Below are 12,842 nucleotides of genomic sequence, written 5' to 3' on the forward strand. Positions count from 1 at the left end.
CAACTATATTAAAACAACGTTCCAGTATTTTTTTGAGCTAAAGCCTGTTCCTGGCAGATTTCTCGTCGGCGGTTTTTAAATTTGCCCGCAGACAGAGCGTAAAGTTATTGACACGCCCGCCGATAACTCATTGACGAATTCCTCCCGGTCATCGCCTTCGACAGGACAGCAGAAATGAAGTTAAAGCAGGTCATCCAGCAGCTAAACATTCCGGAAGCAAGCATTGAAAGCTTGCAGGAGCGTCGTTATTGGCTGCAATGCGAGCGTGCTTATACTTATCAGCCCATCTATAAAACCGATGGTCGTCTGATGGCTGTTGAAGTATTAACCATTGTTACCCACCCGTCGCAGCCGGAAACGCGCATTGCGCCGGATCGCTACTTTTCCGAAGTGGCGGTGCGCCAGCGTGTTGATGTGGTGCATGAGCAAGTGGCGCTGCTGGCGGAACAAAAAGAGTTCTTCCTCAGCAATGATGTGCTGGCCTCGGTGAATGTTGACGGCCCAACACTGCTGGCGATGCGCCAGGATAGCGATCTGATGACGCTGGTTAATTCGCTGCCGTGGATCCGCTTTGAACTGGTGGAACATATCCGTCTCCCGCAGGATTCAACATTCGCCTCGATCAGCGAAATCGGCCCACTGTGGCTGGATGACTTTGGCACCGGCATGGCGAATTTCTCTGCGCTAAGCGAAGTGCGTTACGACTACATCAAAGTGGCGCGCGATCTGTTCATCATGCTGCGTAAAACGCCGGAAGGGCAAAATCTGTTCACCATGCTGTTGCAGTTGATGAACCGCTATTGCCAGGGCGTGATTGTCGAAGGTGTGGAAACGCTGGAAGAGTGGCGCGATGTTCAGGATTCACCTGCTTACGCGGCACAAGGCTACTTTCTCTCCCGTCCGGTTCCTTTAGCCAAACTTGAACACGTGATACTCGAGCTGTAACCGCAGCCCTTTCTGCGAGCCTCTACTATCTTTATGACAGGTAAGGCTTTAAAGGAAAGGCAGAACGATGACAAAAACGAGTAAAGCGATTATTGCCGTCTTCGCGACGTTGCTGTTGCTGATTGTGGTCGCCATTATCATCATCGCCACATTCGACTGGAACCGCCTCAAACCCACTATTAACGAAAAAGTCTCCACGGAGCTTAACCGCCCGTTCGCCATTCGCGGTGATTTGGGCGTGGTGTGGGAGCGGCAAAAAGAGGAAACCGGCTGGCGCAGTTGGGTTCCATGGCCGCATGTTCACGCCGACGATATTATCCTTGGCAACCCGCCGGGCATCGACGAAGTGACGATGGTGCATTTACCCCGCGTTGAAGCCACGCTTGCGCCGCTGGCGCTATTCACCAAAACCGTTTACCTGCCATGGATCAAGCTGCAACAACCCGATGCCAGGCTGATTCGTCGCTCGGAAAAGCTCAATAACTGGACCTTCACGCTGGCCAGCGACGCCAACAAAGACGCCAACGCGCAGCCTTCCAGTTGGTCATTCCGACTGGATAATATTCTTTTTGATCGCGGGCGTATCGCCATTGATGATGCACTCAACCGCGCTGATATCGAGATTCTGGTCAACCCCTTAGGCAAGCCGCTACCGTTTAGCGAAGTGACCGGCAAAAGCGACAGCAAAGTCAAAGCTGGCGATTACGTCTTTGGTTTGACCGCGAAAGGGCATTACAACGACCAGTCGCTCTCCGGCAATGGCAAAATCGGCGGCATGCTGGCGCTGCGCAGCGAAGGGACGCCTTTCCCGGTGCAGGCCGATTTCCGCTCCGGTAACACGCGCGTGGCGTTTGTCGGCACCATCAACGACCCAATGAACATGGGCGGTGCCGACCTGCAACTCAAGTTCGGCGGTAACTCCCTTGGCGAACTGTATGATTTAACCGGCGTGCTGCTGCCGGATACGCCGCCGTTTGAAACCGATGGTCATCTCATCGCGAAACTCAATAATGATAAAGGCTCGGTGTTTGATTACCGCGATTTTAACGGCCATATCGGCGAAAGCGATATTCACGGCACGCTGCGCTACACCACCGGTAAACCGCGACCAAAACTGGAAGGCGACGTTGAATCGCGCCAGTTACGGCTGGTGGATTTGGGGCCGCTGATTGGTGTGGATTCCGGCAAAGGTGCTGAGCAGTCGAAACGCACCGAGCAGCAGAAAGGCGAGAAAGCGGGGCAACCGGCAGACAAAGTGCTGCCGTATGACCGCTTTGAAACCGATAAGTGGGACGTCATGGATGCCGATGTGCGCTTTAAAGGCCGCCGGATTGAGCACGGCTCAACGCTACCCATCAGCGACTTGTCGACCCACATTCTGCTGAAAAATGCCGACCTGCGCCTGCAACCGCTGAAGTTTGGTCTTGCGGGCGGCACCATCTCATCGAATATCCATCTCGAAGGGGATAAAAAACCGATGCAAGGTCGGGCGGAGATCCAGGCGCGGCGGCTGAAGCTCAAAGCGCTGATGCCGGATGTTGAACTGATGCAGAAAACCCTCGGTGAGATGAACGGTGACGCAGAGCTTCGCGGCGTGGGCAACTCCGTAGCGGCGCTACTGGGCACCAGCAATGGCAACCTGAAACTGTTGATGAACGACGGGGTAGTCAGCCGTAACCTGATGGAAATTCTCGGCCTTAACGTCGGCAACTATATTGTCGGGCAGTTGTTTGGTGATGACGAAGTACGGGTGAATTGCGCCGCTGCGAACCTTGATTTAGTCAACGGTGTCGCACGTCCGCAAATCTTCGCTTTTGATACGGAAAACGCGCTGATTAACATTACCGGCACCGCCAGCATGGCGTCGGAGCAGCTCGACTTAACCATTGATCCTGAAAGCAAAGGCGTGCGTATAGTCACGCTGCGCTCACCGCTCTACGTACGTGGCAGTTTTAAAAGTCCGCAGGCGGGCGTAAAACCCGGGCCGTTGATTGCGCGCGGTGCGGTGGCGGCAGCGCTGGCAACCCTGGTCACCCCGGCGGCGGCATTACTGGCGTTGATCTCGCCATCGGAAGGCGAGCAGAATCAGTGCCAGGCCATTTTGTCGCAGATGAAACACTAAGCAGCACTACGGGAAGTGGCCCTCTCTTTCGCGAAGAGAGGGCCAAAAGGTTACAGCGACTGGTGTTTGGTTTCGTGAGTCAGCAGCAGCGCGATAAGCGTTAATGTTGCCATCGCGGCCAGGTAAATCCCGACATACATCAGACCATAATTCGCCTGCAGCCAGGTGGCGATATACGGTGCCACCGATGCGCCGAGGATCGACGACACGTTGTAGGAGAACGACGCGCCGGTATAACGCACTTCCGTCGGGAACAGCTCCGGCAGCAGCGCACCCATCGGACCGAAGGTCAGCCCCATCAGGCTCAGGCCAATCAGCAGGTAGGCCATCACCAGCGCCGGGCTACCGGAACCGAGCAGCGGCGGGAAAACAAACAGTGCGAACAGAATAATCAGCGATGTGATAACAATCATGCTTTTACGGCGGCCAAACGCGTCCGCCAGCAGGCCAGCGACTGGCACCATCACACCAAAACCGATCACCGCCATCATCAGCATCCACAGCACTTCGTTACGCGGCAGACCTAAGCCCTGCGGCGAGGTACTGAAGGTCATGGAGTAGACCGTCATAATGTAGAACAGCGTGTAGGTCGCCAGCATGATAAAGGTGCCCAGCACGGTAACGCGCACATGTTTGGTCAGCAGCGTGCCCAGCGGCACTTTCACCTGCTTCTTCGCGGCGGCGACTTTGGCAAACACCGGTGTTTCATGCAGCGAAACGCGGACATACAGGCCAATCAGCACCAGCACGGCAGAGAAGATAAACGGGACACGCCAGCCCCACGCCATAAACTGCTCATCAGTCAGTAACCAGGAGAGCAGCAGGAAGGTGCCGTTCGCAAAGAAGAAGCCAATCGGCGCGCCCAGTTGCGGGAAAGAGCCGTACAGTGCGCGTTTGCGCGGCGGGGCGTTCTCCGTGGCCAGCAGCGCTGCGCCGCCCCATTCACCGCCGAGCCCCAGACCCTGGCCGAAACGCGCCAGCGCCAGCAGCAACGGTGCCATCACGCCGATAGTTTCGTACCCTGGCAGCAGGCCGATCAGCACGGTTGAAATCCCCATCGTCAGCAGCGACGCCACCAGCGTCACTTTACGGCCAACGCGGTCGCCAAAGTGTCCAAACACAGCGGAACCAATCGGGCGCGCAATAAAAGCAATGGCGAAGGTCGCCAGCGACTGTAGCGTGGCGGCCGTCGGGTCGCCCTGCGGGAAGAAGATATGCGGGAACACAATCACTGCGGCGGTGGCGTAAATATAGAAATCGAAGAACTCGATGGCGGTACCAATCAGAGACGCAACGACGACTTTATTTCGTGAATTTACCGGCGGATTTTCCTGCTCGTTGTCGAAAGTTGTGGCTGTAACTTGCATAGAATTTTCTTATTTTTGCGCGAACGAACGACCATATTAGCCACAGCAAAAGCGACATTTCAATCTGTAACAAATCGGGCTTTCGCGCAAAAAACCGGCAAAAAGCGAATAATTTTCAGACTCACGATTTACCTTCTATGAAATGCTTCACAGATTTTAATAATCAGAGAATAAAACTGGTTTTTGGTTAAATAAAAGTTACGGACTGGATTTTCATGCTGAAATCGCCGAGCGGGCTGAAATATTCCATTTCCTTCAGCCCGATAGCATCTTTAGTGGTGGGTTTTGTCCGGCATGCGCGGGTCACCTTTGTACTGCGCGGTAGCGATCCACGCCGCGCAAAACAGCGTCAGGCGAGCAAAGAAGTAGAAGAACGCCATCAACCCGAGCACCGAACCAAATGCCGCGCCGGAGGGGGATTTCACCAGCGATGGCAGCGTCCAGGTCATGATCATTTTGATCACTTCAAACCCAATCGCGGCGATAAAGGTGCCGCGGATCAGCGCCTTCCTGCGCGGGCGGTGGCGCGGCAAACGCCAGAAGATCCAGAAGAAGAGCAGATAGTTCGCGAAAATCGAAATAGCCAGACCAATCAGCCGCCAGGCCGGTTTCAACCATTCGATGTAATCGAGGTGCAGCGCGTTAATAATCAACTGCTGCGCGGAGCCTGCGACCGACGTTATTGAAAGCGTCACGATCAGCGCGACTAACAGGCCAATGAGCGAAATGAAGTCGCGGAAATACTTTACCCAGATTTTCTCTTCATCCTGCGCGTTACGCTCCCAGACATCGCGCGACTGGGCGCGGATCGCCTCACGCAGGTTACCGGTCCAGTTCACGCCGGAATAGAGGGCGATAGCCAGCCCGACAATCCCTACCGTCGTGCGCTGCTGGACGGCAATATTGAGGGTATTTTGCAGTGTCGAAGCCATCGTCGGATCGCTCACGCTCATGAGTATTTTATTGAAGATGTCCTGCAACAGCGTCGGGTGCGAGGCGAGCACAAAACCAGCGGCGGCAAACGACACCATCATGATGGGTATCATCGACAGAAACGAGAAGTAGGTGATGGCCGCGCCAAACTGGTTACCCATGCGGTCGTTAAAACGTTCCGTCGCGCGGATCAGGTGCGCAACTACAGGCCAGCGCTGGATTTTTTGCACCATGTCGGTGAGTGATGCCAGCGTTGTACTGGCGGCTGTGGGGGCAGAATGTTTCTTTTCGGTGGGCTGCTCAGCCATCTTCCTGACGGGTTCGTAGTCGAGGTCTTGCGTCGGGCGTTTTTCATGATTTTCCGGCGTCATCAGGTCTGTTTTCCTTCTCCTGAATGTGTTGTAACTGAAATTATAGCTGCTAGTGGTCGACGTAATCCTTCAGCACCGTCGCCAGCCACTCCATAAACAGATGCACACGGCGCGATAAATTACGGCGGTGCGGGTAAATCAGCGAAACCGGCATCGGTTCCGCACGATATTGCGGCAGGATCTCCACCAGTTTCCCCATCCGCAGCGCGTCGCGTACGCCCACGCGCGGAACCTGAATAATCCCTAATCCGGCCAGACAGGCAGCGTGGTATGTTTCGGTGCTGTTTACCGTCAGTATTCCACCCGTTTTCACCCAGTGTGTCTGCTTATCCTGCCAGACCTCAAAGCCCGGCGGGCGCGTACCAAGGTTAACGGCGTAATGCACCAGCGCGTGGGAGGATAAGTCGTCGAGCGTTTCGGGGTAGCCAAAACGCGCCAGATAATCGGGGCTGGCGCAGTTAATGACCGACAGCCGACCGAGCTGGCGGGCGATCAGGCCGGAATCTTTGAGCGTGCCGACGCGCACGACGCAGTCGAACCCTTCGCGAATAATATCCACCAACCTGTCGCTGCTGCTGAGCTCCAGTTCAATGCCGGGGTATTGTTGCAGGAAAGCGGGCAGGCGCGGGATCACCAGATTTTTCGCCACCCCGACCGGCATATCGACGCGCAAACGGCCGCTGATGCTCGAGGGATCATGCAGGAACATGCCGTCGAGCTCATCCATATTCGCCAGCAGATCTTTCGCCCGCTCGTAGTAAACCATGCCGTCCTGCGTGAGCTGGACGCGGCGCGTGGTGCGGTGCAACAACTGGGTGCCGAGGTGCGTCTCCAGCGCCTGGATCTGGCGCGATACGCTACCCTTAGGAAGCCCCATCGAGTCTGCCGCGCGGGAAAAACTCTCCAGTTCCGCCACGCGGATAAACAGCTGCATTGCGTAAATTTTATCCATCATCACGCTCGATTGTTGCCTGTAATGAAACAGTGAAGCGTAATTTAGCACCTTTATTGTTTATTCGTCAGCTAATAAGCTTTTTCCACAGTCTCACATCAGCGAAAACGAGGTTTCTTATGACACAACATATTGCTTTAGTGACGGGTGGCAGTCGCGGTTTGGGTAAGAACGCGGCGCTGAAGCTAGCGGCGAAGGGAACGGGGATTATCCTGACCTACAACAATAACGCCGAAGAAGCGCAGAATGTAGTGCGTGAAATTGAACAAAAAGGCGTGAAAGCGGTGGCATTGCAGCTTAACGTCGGCGATATCACCGGGTTTGATGCTTTTGTGCGTAATGTGCAGGAACAGTTGAAATCGTTGTGGCAACGCGAGACATTTGATTATTTATTGAACAATGCTGGCGTCGGTATCAGCGCAACTTTCGCTGATACCAGCGAAGAGCAATTCGACCAGATGGTGAACATCCACTTTAAAGGACCATTCTTTCTGACGCAGCTGCTGTTGCCGCTGATTAAAGAGGGCGGGCGCATTCTGAATGTTTCGACTGGCTTAACGCGTTTCTGCCAGCCGGGTCGCGCCAGCTATGCCGCAGTAAAAGGGGCGATGGAAGTGTTGACCCGCTATCAGGCGAAAGAGCTGGGCGAGCGCGGTATTTCCGTCAACATCATCGCGCCGGGCGCGATTGCCACCGATTTCAGCGGCGGCGTGGTGCGGGATAATGAGCAGGTTCACCAGTACATTGCCTCGCAAACCGCGCTGGGCCGCGTCGGACAGCCCGACGATATCGGCGATGCGATTGCCGCATTGCTGAGCGATGATTTGGCATGGATGACGGCGCAACGCGTGGAAGTGTCGGGCGGGATGTTCCTGTAAAACCGGTCACGCCCGGCAGTTTTCGCTACCGGGCGTGCAGCGTTACTGTTTCTGGAAATGCGTTATCCGGACACGCACCGGTTGCTGTTTTTTATCCAGCGAGCCGCTGATGCCGATCAGTTCATCCGGCGACACGGATTTACCATCAAATATCGCCGCGGGAATATAGACCTGAACCTGATCGGTTTTGTCGCGGAACAGGTAAAGATCACCGCTCTCTTTTTCAACCAGGTTACCGCGCAGCGAGACGGACGCGCCATCGTGCAGGGCTTTTGCCTGTTTGACGGTCATGGTGCGCGCATCTTCCATGCCGCGATAGCCGTCATCCATTTTATGCGGCGGTGGCGGCGCTTTGTCCGCTTTCAGACCGGGGGCATCTTCTGCGAATGCCGTCATGGAGAACAGCGCCACCAGACTGGCGGCGAGCACAATTTTCTTCATAACCTCTCCTGAATATTGCCAGAACACGTCCTTAAGCCTGGCAGAGCATAGCGAAGTATGCTGACGAATTATCGTTTTTCGTCATATTCGTGGCGCAGTAAGCCAAACAGCCAGTCGTTATGCCAGCGTCCTCCCAGCCAGTAGGACTCGCGCAATTCGCCTTCGAGGATAAATCCTGTTTTTTCCAGCAAGTGTCGGGATGCGTGATTTCCCGCCGTTACGGTGGCGGTGAGTTTACGAATGCCGCCTTCGCTGAAGGCGTAATCACACAGCGCGTTTAGCGACTCCTGGCCATAGCCTTTGCCCTGCGCAGCAGGTGCGAACAGGAAGCCGACTTCGGCGCAATCATCCTCGCGGTGAATATAACCGGTTACGCCCAGCGGTTCGTTTGTCGCCGTGTCGCGTACCAGCAGGCAGAGCCAGTGTCGGCTGCCGGGGGACCAGGGAGCAAGCCGGGCGTCGAATGCTTCACGGATCTCCTGTTCACTGCGGGCATCGGCAACGTAGCGCATCACATCAGGGTGTTGTTGTAGCGCAAGAAAGAATGGCCATGTCTCTTCTGTTATTGGCGAGCAGGTCAGTCTTGGGGTAAAAAGTATTAACACAGTGAATATCTCCTGCTGTTTTTTTTTCGGCTTGAAACCACTATCACTGATAATAATCGTCAACTGAGCTATCTTTTACCTACTCATAAATAAAGAAAAAATTAAGCGCTCAGGTTGGCCAGTTAATTGTTTCTTCAGTTGTACTTAAAGGAAAATAATGACTCTTTCTGCCCCATTGAATACGGGTGAACAGTTTGAAAAATGCATTGCTATTATTCGCGAGGCGTCTGTTGAAATCTTATTGCTGCTGAATGTGCATTTTGATGAAGGTAAAGACCCGCGCTGGTTTTTGGAACAACTGGATGTTGCGCGCCTGAGTTTGGGTGGCTGGGGCGCGGTGGCTAAACGACTCAAACTCAACGATGCGGAATTAACACAGTTCACTTTACAGCTGCGTCACTTGCAGCAGCTCGTTCCGCGATATGAGAGCGGGCAGAATGTGACGGAAAATCAGCTTATTGCGGCGCTGCGATTTATCAGCGCGCTGGAAAACCTGCGTAATAAGCAGAAGTTGCTGAGCTACAACACCGCTTTGCCATCGGATGATGCGCAGCAGCGGCAAGGGCTTCAGCAGCTACGCGCTATGGAAACGATGATTAAATCGCTGGTGATGCAGGTGTGGCCGGATAGCGAAAAGCTGCGTAATCACCTGAAAACACAGTTTGGTGCCGATCGTGTGCGGCGCTGGTTACGGCTTGGCGATCACAATGATGTACTGAGCGGCATGCGGTTTAGCGAGCTGGCGCTGTTGCTGATAGATAAAAAAGAGTTTAGCCAGCGTTATGCCCGGCTGTTTAATGACGCCGCGGAACTGAACCTGCTAGTGGAACCGCGTAAAACGCTGCAAACCTTTCTGGATGACATTCGCCAGATGCGTGCAAGCGTGGTGTCAGGACAGCCACTCACCTCTAATCAGCTGCTCTTATTGAACAGCTATTATCCGCAAATTACCGGACCGGTTCAGCGCGCGTTCGACGAGGGGCGCACGCAGACCAATCCCGCTGAAATATTGCGTGAGTCCGGCGGGGATTTAGACGCTTACTGGGAGCAGACGCGGAAAAAAGACCGCGCTGCCGGAGGTGATGCGATGCCGATGCGTGACAGTATTGATAAACCTGCAAAACGGTCGGTGCGTAGCCGCGAAGAGCGCGACCAGATGCTCTCTGGCGTGCTGTGGAGCGCGGTCGGCGTGATGGTGTTGCTGATGGTGATTGGCGCCTTCTGGATGTTTACCAGCGGGATGTCTGGACCGGTGGCGCGCCAGGCCCGGGTTACCGTGCCGATTGCCGAGGATCGCGAACGCCCCTCACCGAAAGAGGAACTCAGCCGCCTGGGGCTGCCGCGCGACGAAAATAACTTCCGCGCGGCGATTGATCGCAATGATACGCGCGTGGTGTCGCTGTTTTTACGCACCGGGATGAACTGGAAACTCTCCTGGACGGAAAACGCGGTGATAGCGGATTACAACGATGTGCTGGATCTGCTATTGCGATATCGCCTGCAAATGGATGAGAACCGCCCTTGCCGCCGTTTTATCGCGACGCTGACGCATGAAATGGCGGTGAACAACAAAAAGCTGACCTCGATTACGCGCGATTATTTACGCGCGTTTTGTACCGTTAAGCCGGTGGTCGATCGCCAGCGGTATGAGATGGAGCAAGCGCAGTTACGTTTCGAGGCCGATCCGTCGGATGAAAATCGCAAGTGGTCGGATATTCAGACCGCGATTTATGATGTGATTGATTAATTTCCCCAGGCGCATGCTTTCGCGTTGCGAACAGCAAATGGGCGCATCCTGGCACTTAGCAGGATGCGCCCATACAGCCAATCAAAGGATAATCTGCGGTTGTCGCGCCAGCCTACGGTTCGCCGTACAAACCGATAAGGCGGCGCACCACACCGTTCGTCCAACCGAAACCATCCTGTAACGGGTATTCACCCCCGCCACCTTCTCGCGGCGTACTGCTGGCGATGTGGTACTTCTCAATCAGCTTGTGATGCTGCTGATAGTAGTGATTTACCGTCTGCAACCAGCTATGGGCGATCTCATTGCCCAGCGAGTCGTTACCGTACATTTTGAAGCCCTGAATCGCCATCCATTGCAGCGGTGCCCAGCCGTTGGGTTTATCCCACTGTTCGCTGGTTTCGTACTCGGTTGCCAGAATACCGCCAGGCGTGAGCAGGCGTGCTTTTACGGCGTCCGCCAGACGTTCTGCCTGCTCATGGGTCGCCATACCCACATACAGCGGGACAATACTGGCCGCAGAAAACAGCGCCATCTGCTCACGCCGCCAGTCGTAGTCGCGATAGCAGCCATTCTCGTCATCCCACAGATAGCGGTTCACCGCCGCGCGGCGATCGCTCGCTTTCTGGCGGAACAGCGCTTCACGTTCTCTGTCGCCTTTCAGCCCGGAAATATTGGCAATCGCGCTTTCCAGTTTGAACAGAAACGCGTTCAAATCAATCGGGATAAACTGCGTGGTGCGAATGCTCGCCAGCCGTTGCGCATCGCGCAGCCAGCGCGAGGAGTAGTCCCAGCCGGAAGCCGCGCCCGCGCGCAAATCGCGATAGACTTCACTTGCCGGTCGCCCGGAATGACGTGCGGTTTCAACGTCCTCAAGCCAGGATTCGTCGCGCGGCGTGTCGCGATCGTCCCAGTAACGGTTGAGCAGCGAACCGTCCGGCATACGCACCGCGTGGCGGTACGCCTGGTTCAGCGCCAGCGATTCCGCGCCATCCATCCAGAACGCGTACTCCATTAACAGATGATCAAGGTAGCGCCGCGCACCGCGTACACCGTCCTCTTCAAACAGCTCGACCATCAGTGCGAAAACCGGCGGCTGCGAGCGGCTCAGGTAGTACGTGCGGTTGCCGTTCGGAATATGGCCGTAACGCTCAATCATCCACGCGAAGTTATCCGCCATACAGCGCAGCAAATCATCGCGACCGCTCTCTGCAAGGCCAAGCATGGTGAAATAGGAGTCCCAGTAGTAGGTCTCGCGGAATCGCCCACCGGGCACAATGTAAGCCTGCGGCAGCGCCAGCAGAGAAGACCACGGAATGTGATCCTGCGGCTCGCGGGTGAGTATCGGCCACAACTGGTCGATATGCTCTTTTAACGAGTTCTCCGGGTTGGAGACATACGCTTTGGAATAGTCCTCCGGCATCCAGAAATGCGCTTTCACGAATTGGCGCAGATCGAACTCCGGTTTACGTTTGATTTTGCGATAGCGAATCAGAATATCGAGCGGATCCATTTTCGGCGCGCAGTCGGGAAAGGTTTTGCTGTCGGCAAAAATGCGCGACGACTGCACGTGTTCAAACAGTTCAAGGTAACGATCGGCAGGGGTTAACGCGTCGGACGCCGGTAACCCTTCGATCATTTCCGGCTCCGGCTCCGCCTCGATCATTTCATCCAGTTTTAACTCGCACGGATCGGTTTCGTAGACGATCTCTTCCTCAATCACGAATTCGACGGATTCTGCGCTTTGTAGTTTCTGGTTGAACATAAGGATTATGGCCTCCGGATGTCGTCGTAAAAAATTACGGGTGTTGCCCGGCTATCTATTAAGCGTAGACATTCGCTTCGATCCGTGAAGGACGAAGTGTGCGGTTGATCACACTTTAGCGTAGTAAGAAATAAACGCTAAAGCCCACAACCTACTGATTAATAGTGTATAAAACGTACTGAAGCTCATTTAACGCAGCGGCGAAATTAGGAGCATTCGTTTTGCAACGATTTGTGAATAATCGCCCGCATAACCTAATCATGGGGTGTAGCCGGTCAGTATCCCCGCAATGACTGAGGAAAAGCCTTTGCAGCTCGTCTCTATTACGTTAGAGCAATGTCTCGATATCCGCCATACGGTACTGTGGCCGCATCTCGCCCGCAATGCTTCGCGCGTAGAAGGCGATGAAGACGCTTGGCATTTTGGTGTGGCTGAAGACGGGAAAATCGTCAGCTGCTTATCGGTTTTTATGCTTGATGAACGGCGGTGCCAAATTCGTAAATTCGCCACCTTACAAACGCATCAGCAGCAAGGTTATGGCCGCTTTCTGTTGCAGAGCGTGCTGGAAAAGTTAGTCCGGGCGGGCGTTGATTTTGTGCAACTGGATGCCAGAACGTCGGCGGCGGCATTTTATGCGCGCTTTGGCTTTATGGCGCAAGGCGAGCCGTTTTATAAACAAGAAGTGCTGTACATTCGTATGTCGCGCACGGTGTAAAACC

At 54.7% G+C, this 12,842-nt stretch carries 11 protein-coding genes; 5 read left to right on the forward strand and 6 right to left on the reverse strand.

The window, feature by feature from the left end; genetic code table 11:
- The first annotated feature begins 174 nt into the window (after positions 1–174).
- Complete coding sequence (pdeH, locus tag C813_RS24005; RefSeq protein ID WP_017458268.1) at positions 175–945, forward strand: cyclic-guanylate-specific phosphodiesterase; 771 nt, start codon at positions 175–177, stop codon at positions 943–945.
- A gap of 67 nt (positions 946–1,012) precedes the next feature.
- Positions 1,013–3,067 carry an AsmA family protein gene (locus C813_RS24010; RefSeq protein ID WP_017458269.1) on the forward strand — a complete coding sequence of 685 codons (2,055 nt, stop codon included), beginning with the start codon at positions 1,013–1,015 and terminating at the stop codon, positions 3,065–3,067.
- A gap of 50 nt (positions 3,068–3,117) precedes the next feature.
- Here the strand turns inward: C813_RS24010 and C813_RS24015 are convergent, their stop codons facing one another.
- From C813_RS24015 to C813_RS24025, 3 genes are all read right to left on the reverse strand, one after another.
- Entirely contained in the window at positions 3,118–4,434 is a 1,317-nt protein-coding gene (locus C813_RS24015; RefSeq protein WP_017458270.1) for an MFS transporter, read from the reverse strand.
- A 272-nt stretch (positions 4,435–4,706) separates the two neighbouring features.
- Positions 4,707–5,738, reverse strand: a complete 1,032-nt coding sequence (gene yhjD / locus C813_RS24020) for an inner membrane protein YhjD (RefSeq protein WP_017458271.1) — start codon at positions 5,736–5,738, stop codon at positions 4,707–4,709.
- 49 nt (positions 5,739–5,787) lie between these two features.
- A complete protein-coding gene (locus C813_RS24025) occupies positions 5,788–6,690 on the reverse strand; it encodes a LysR family transcriptional regulator (RefSeq protein WP_025263804.1) in 903 nt (300 codons plus the stop codon).
- A 119-nt stretch (positions 6,691–6,809) separates the two neighbouring features.
- On the opposite strand from C813_RS24025, the gene C813_RS24030 reads away from it, so the two are divergent.
- Complete coding sequence (locus C813_RS24030) at positions 6,810–7,568, forward strand: SDR family NAD(P)-dependent oxidoreductase (protein ID WP_017458273.1); 759 nt, start codon at positions 6,810–6,812, stop codon at positions 7,566–7,568.
- Positions 7,569–7,610: 42 nt separating this feature from the next.
- On the opposite strand, the gene C813_RS24035 is transcribed toward C813_RS24030, so the two are convergent.
- Together C813_RS24035 and C813_RS24040 are read right to left on the reverse strand one after the other, a co-directional pair.
- A complete protein-coding gene (locus C813_RS24035; RefSeq protein ID WP_017458274.1) occupies positions 7,611–8,009 on the reverse strand; it encodes a YdeI family stress tolerance OB fold protein in 399 nt (132 codons plus the stop codon).
- 68 nt (positions 8,010–8,077) lie between these two features.
- Positions 8,078–8,623: a GNAT family N-acetyltransferase gene (locus C813_RS24040; RefSeq protein WP_407656249.1), complete on the reverse strand. Its 546-nt coding sequence runs from the start codon at positions 8,621–8,623 to the stop codon at positions 8,078–8,080.
- A 148-nt stretch (positions 8,624–8,771) separates the two neighbouring features.
- Between C813_RS24040 and C813_RS24045 the strand changes: the two genes are divergently transcribed.
- Complete coding sequence (locus tag C813_RS24045; protein WP_017458276.1) at positions 8,772–10,361, forward strand: STY4199 family HEPN domain-containing protein; 1,590 nt, start codon at positions 8,772–8,774, stop codon at positions 10,359–10,361.
- Between the two features lie 112 nt (positions 10,362–10,473).
- Here C813_RS24045 and C813_RS24050 read toward each other — a convergent pair whose 3' ends face one another.
- Complete coding sequence (locus tag C813_RS24050; protein ID WP_017458277.1) at positions 10,474–12,123, reverse strand: alpha,alpha-trehalase; 1,650 nt, start codon at positions 12,121–12,123, stop codon at positions 10,474–10,476.
- Between the two features lie 307 nt (positions 12,124–12,430).
- Between C813_RS24050 and C813_RS24055 the strand changes: the two genes are divergently transcribed.
- The gene (locus tag C813_RS24055; protein ID WP_017458278.1) at positions 12,431–12,838 is read left to right on the forward strand and encodes a GNAT family N-acetyltransferase; all 408 of its coding nucleotides are present in this window, start codon (positions 12,431–12,433) and stop codon (positions 12,836–12,838) included.
- Positions 12,839–12,842 lie beyond the last annotated feature (4 nt).

The organism is Kosakonia sacchari SP1 (assembly GCF_000300455.3).
Taxonomy (GTDB): Bacteria; Pseudomonadota; Gammaproteobacteria; order Enterobacterales; family Enterobacteriaceae; genus Kosakonia; species Kosakonia sacchari.

Coding starts and splice junctions, on each gene's coding strand:
- C813_RS24025 (WP_025263804.1), bottom strand. CDS start 6,690: ATGGATAAAATTTACGCAATGCAGCTGTTTATCCGCGTGGCGGAACTG.
- C813_RS24045 (WP_017458276.1), top strand. CDS start 8,772: ATGACTCTTTCTGCCCCATTGAATACGGGTGAACAGTTTGAAAAATGC.
- pdeH (WP_017458268.1), top strand. CDS start 175: ATGAAGTTAAAGCAGGTCATCCAGCAGCTAAACATTCCGGAAGCAAGC.
- yhjD (WP_017458271.1), bottom strand. CDS start 5,738: ATGACGCCGGAAAATCATGAAAAACGCCCGACGCAAGACCTCGACTAC.
- C813_RS24010 (WP_017458269.1), top strand. CDS start 1,013: ATGACAAAAACGAGTAAAGCGATTATTGCCGTCTTCGCGACGTTGCTG.
- C813_RS24015 (WP_017458270.1), bottom strand. CDS start 4,434: ATGCAAGTTACAGCCACAACTTTCGACAACGAGCAGGAAAATCCGCCG.
- C813_RS24050 (WP_017458277.1), bottom strand. CDS start 12,123: ATGTTCAACCAGAAACTACAAAGCGCAGAATCCGTCGAATTCGTGATT.
- C813_RS24035 (WP_017458274.1), bottom strand. CDS start 8,009: ATGAAGAAAATTGTGCTCGCCGCCAGTCTGGTGGCGCTGTTCTCCATG.
- C813_RS24030 (WP_017458273.1), top strand. CDS start 6,810: ATGACACAACATATTGCTTTAGTGACGGGTGGCAGTCGCGGTTTGGGT.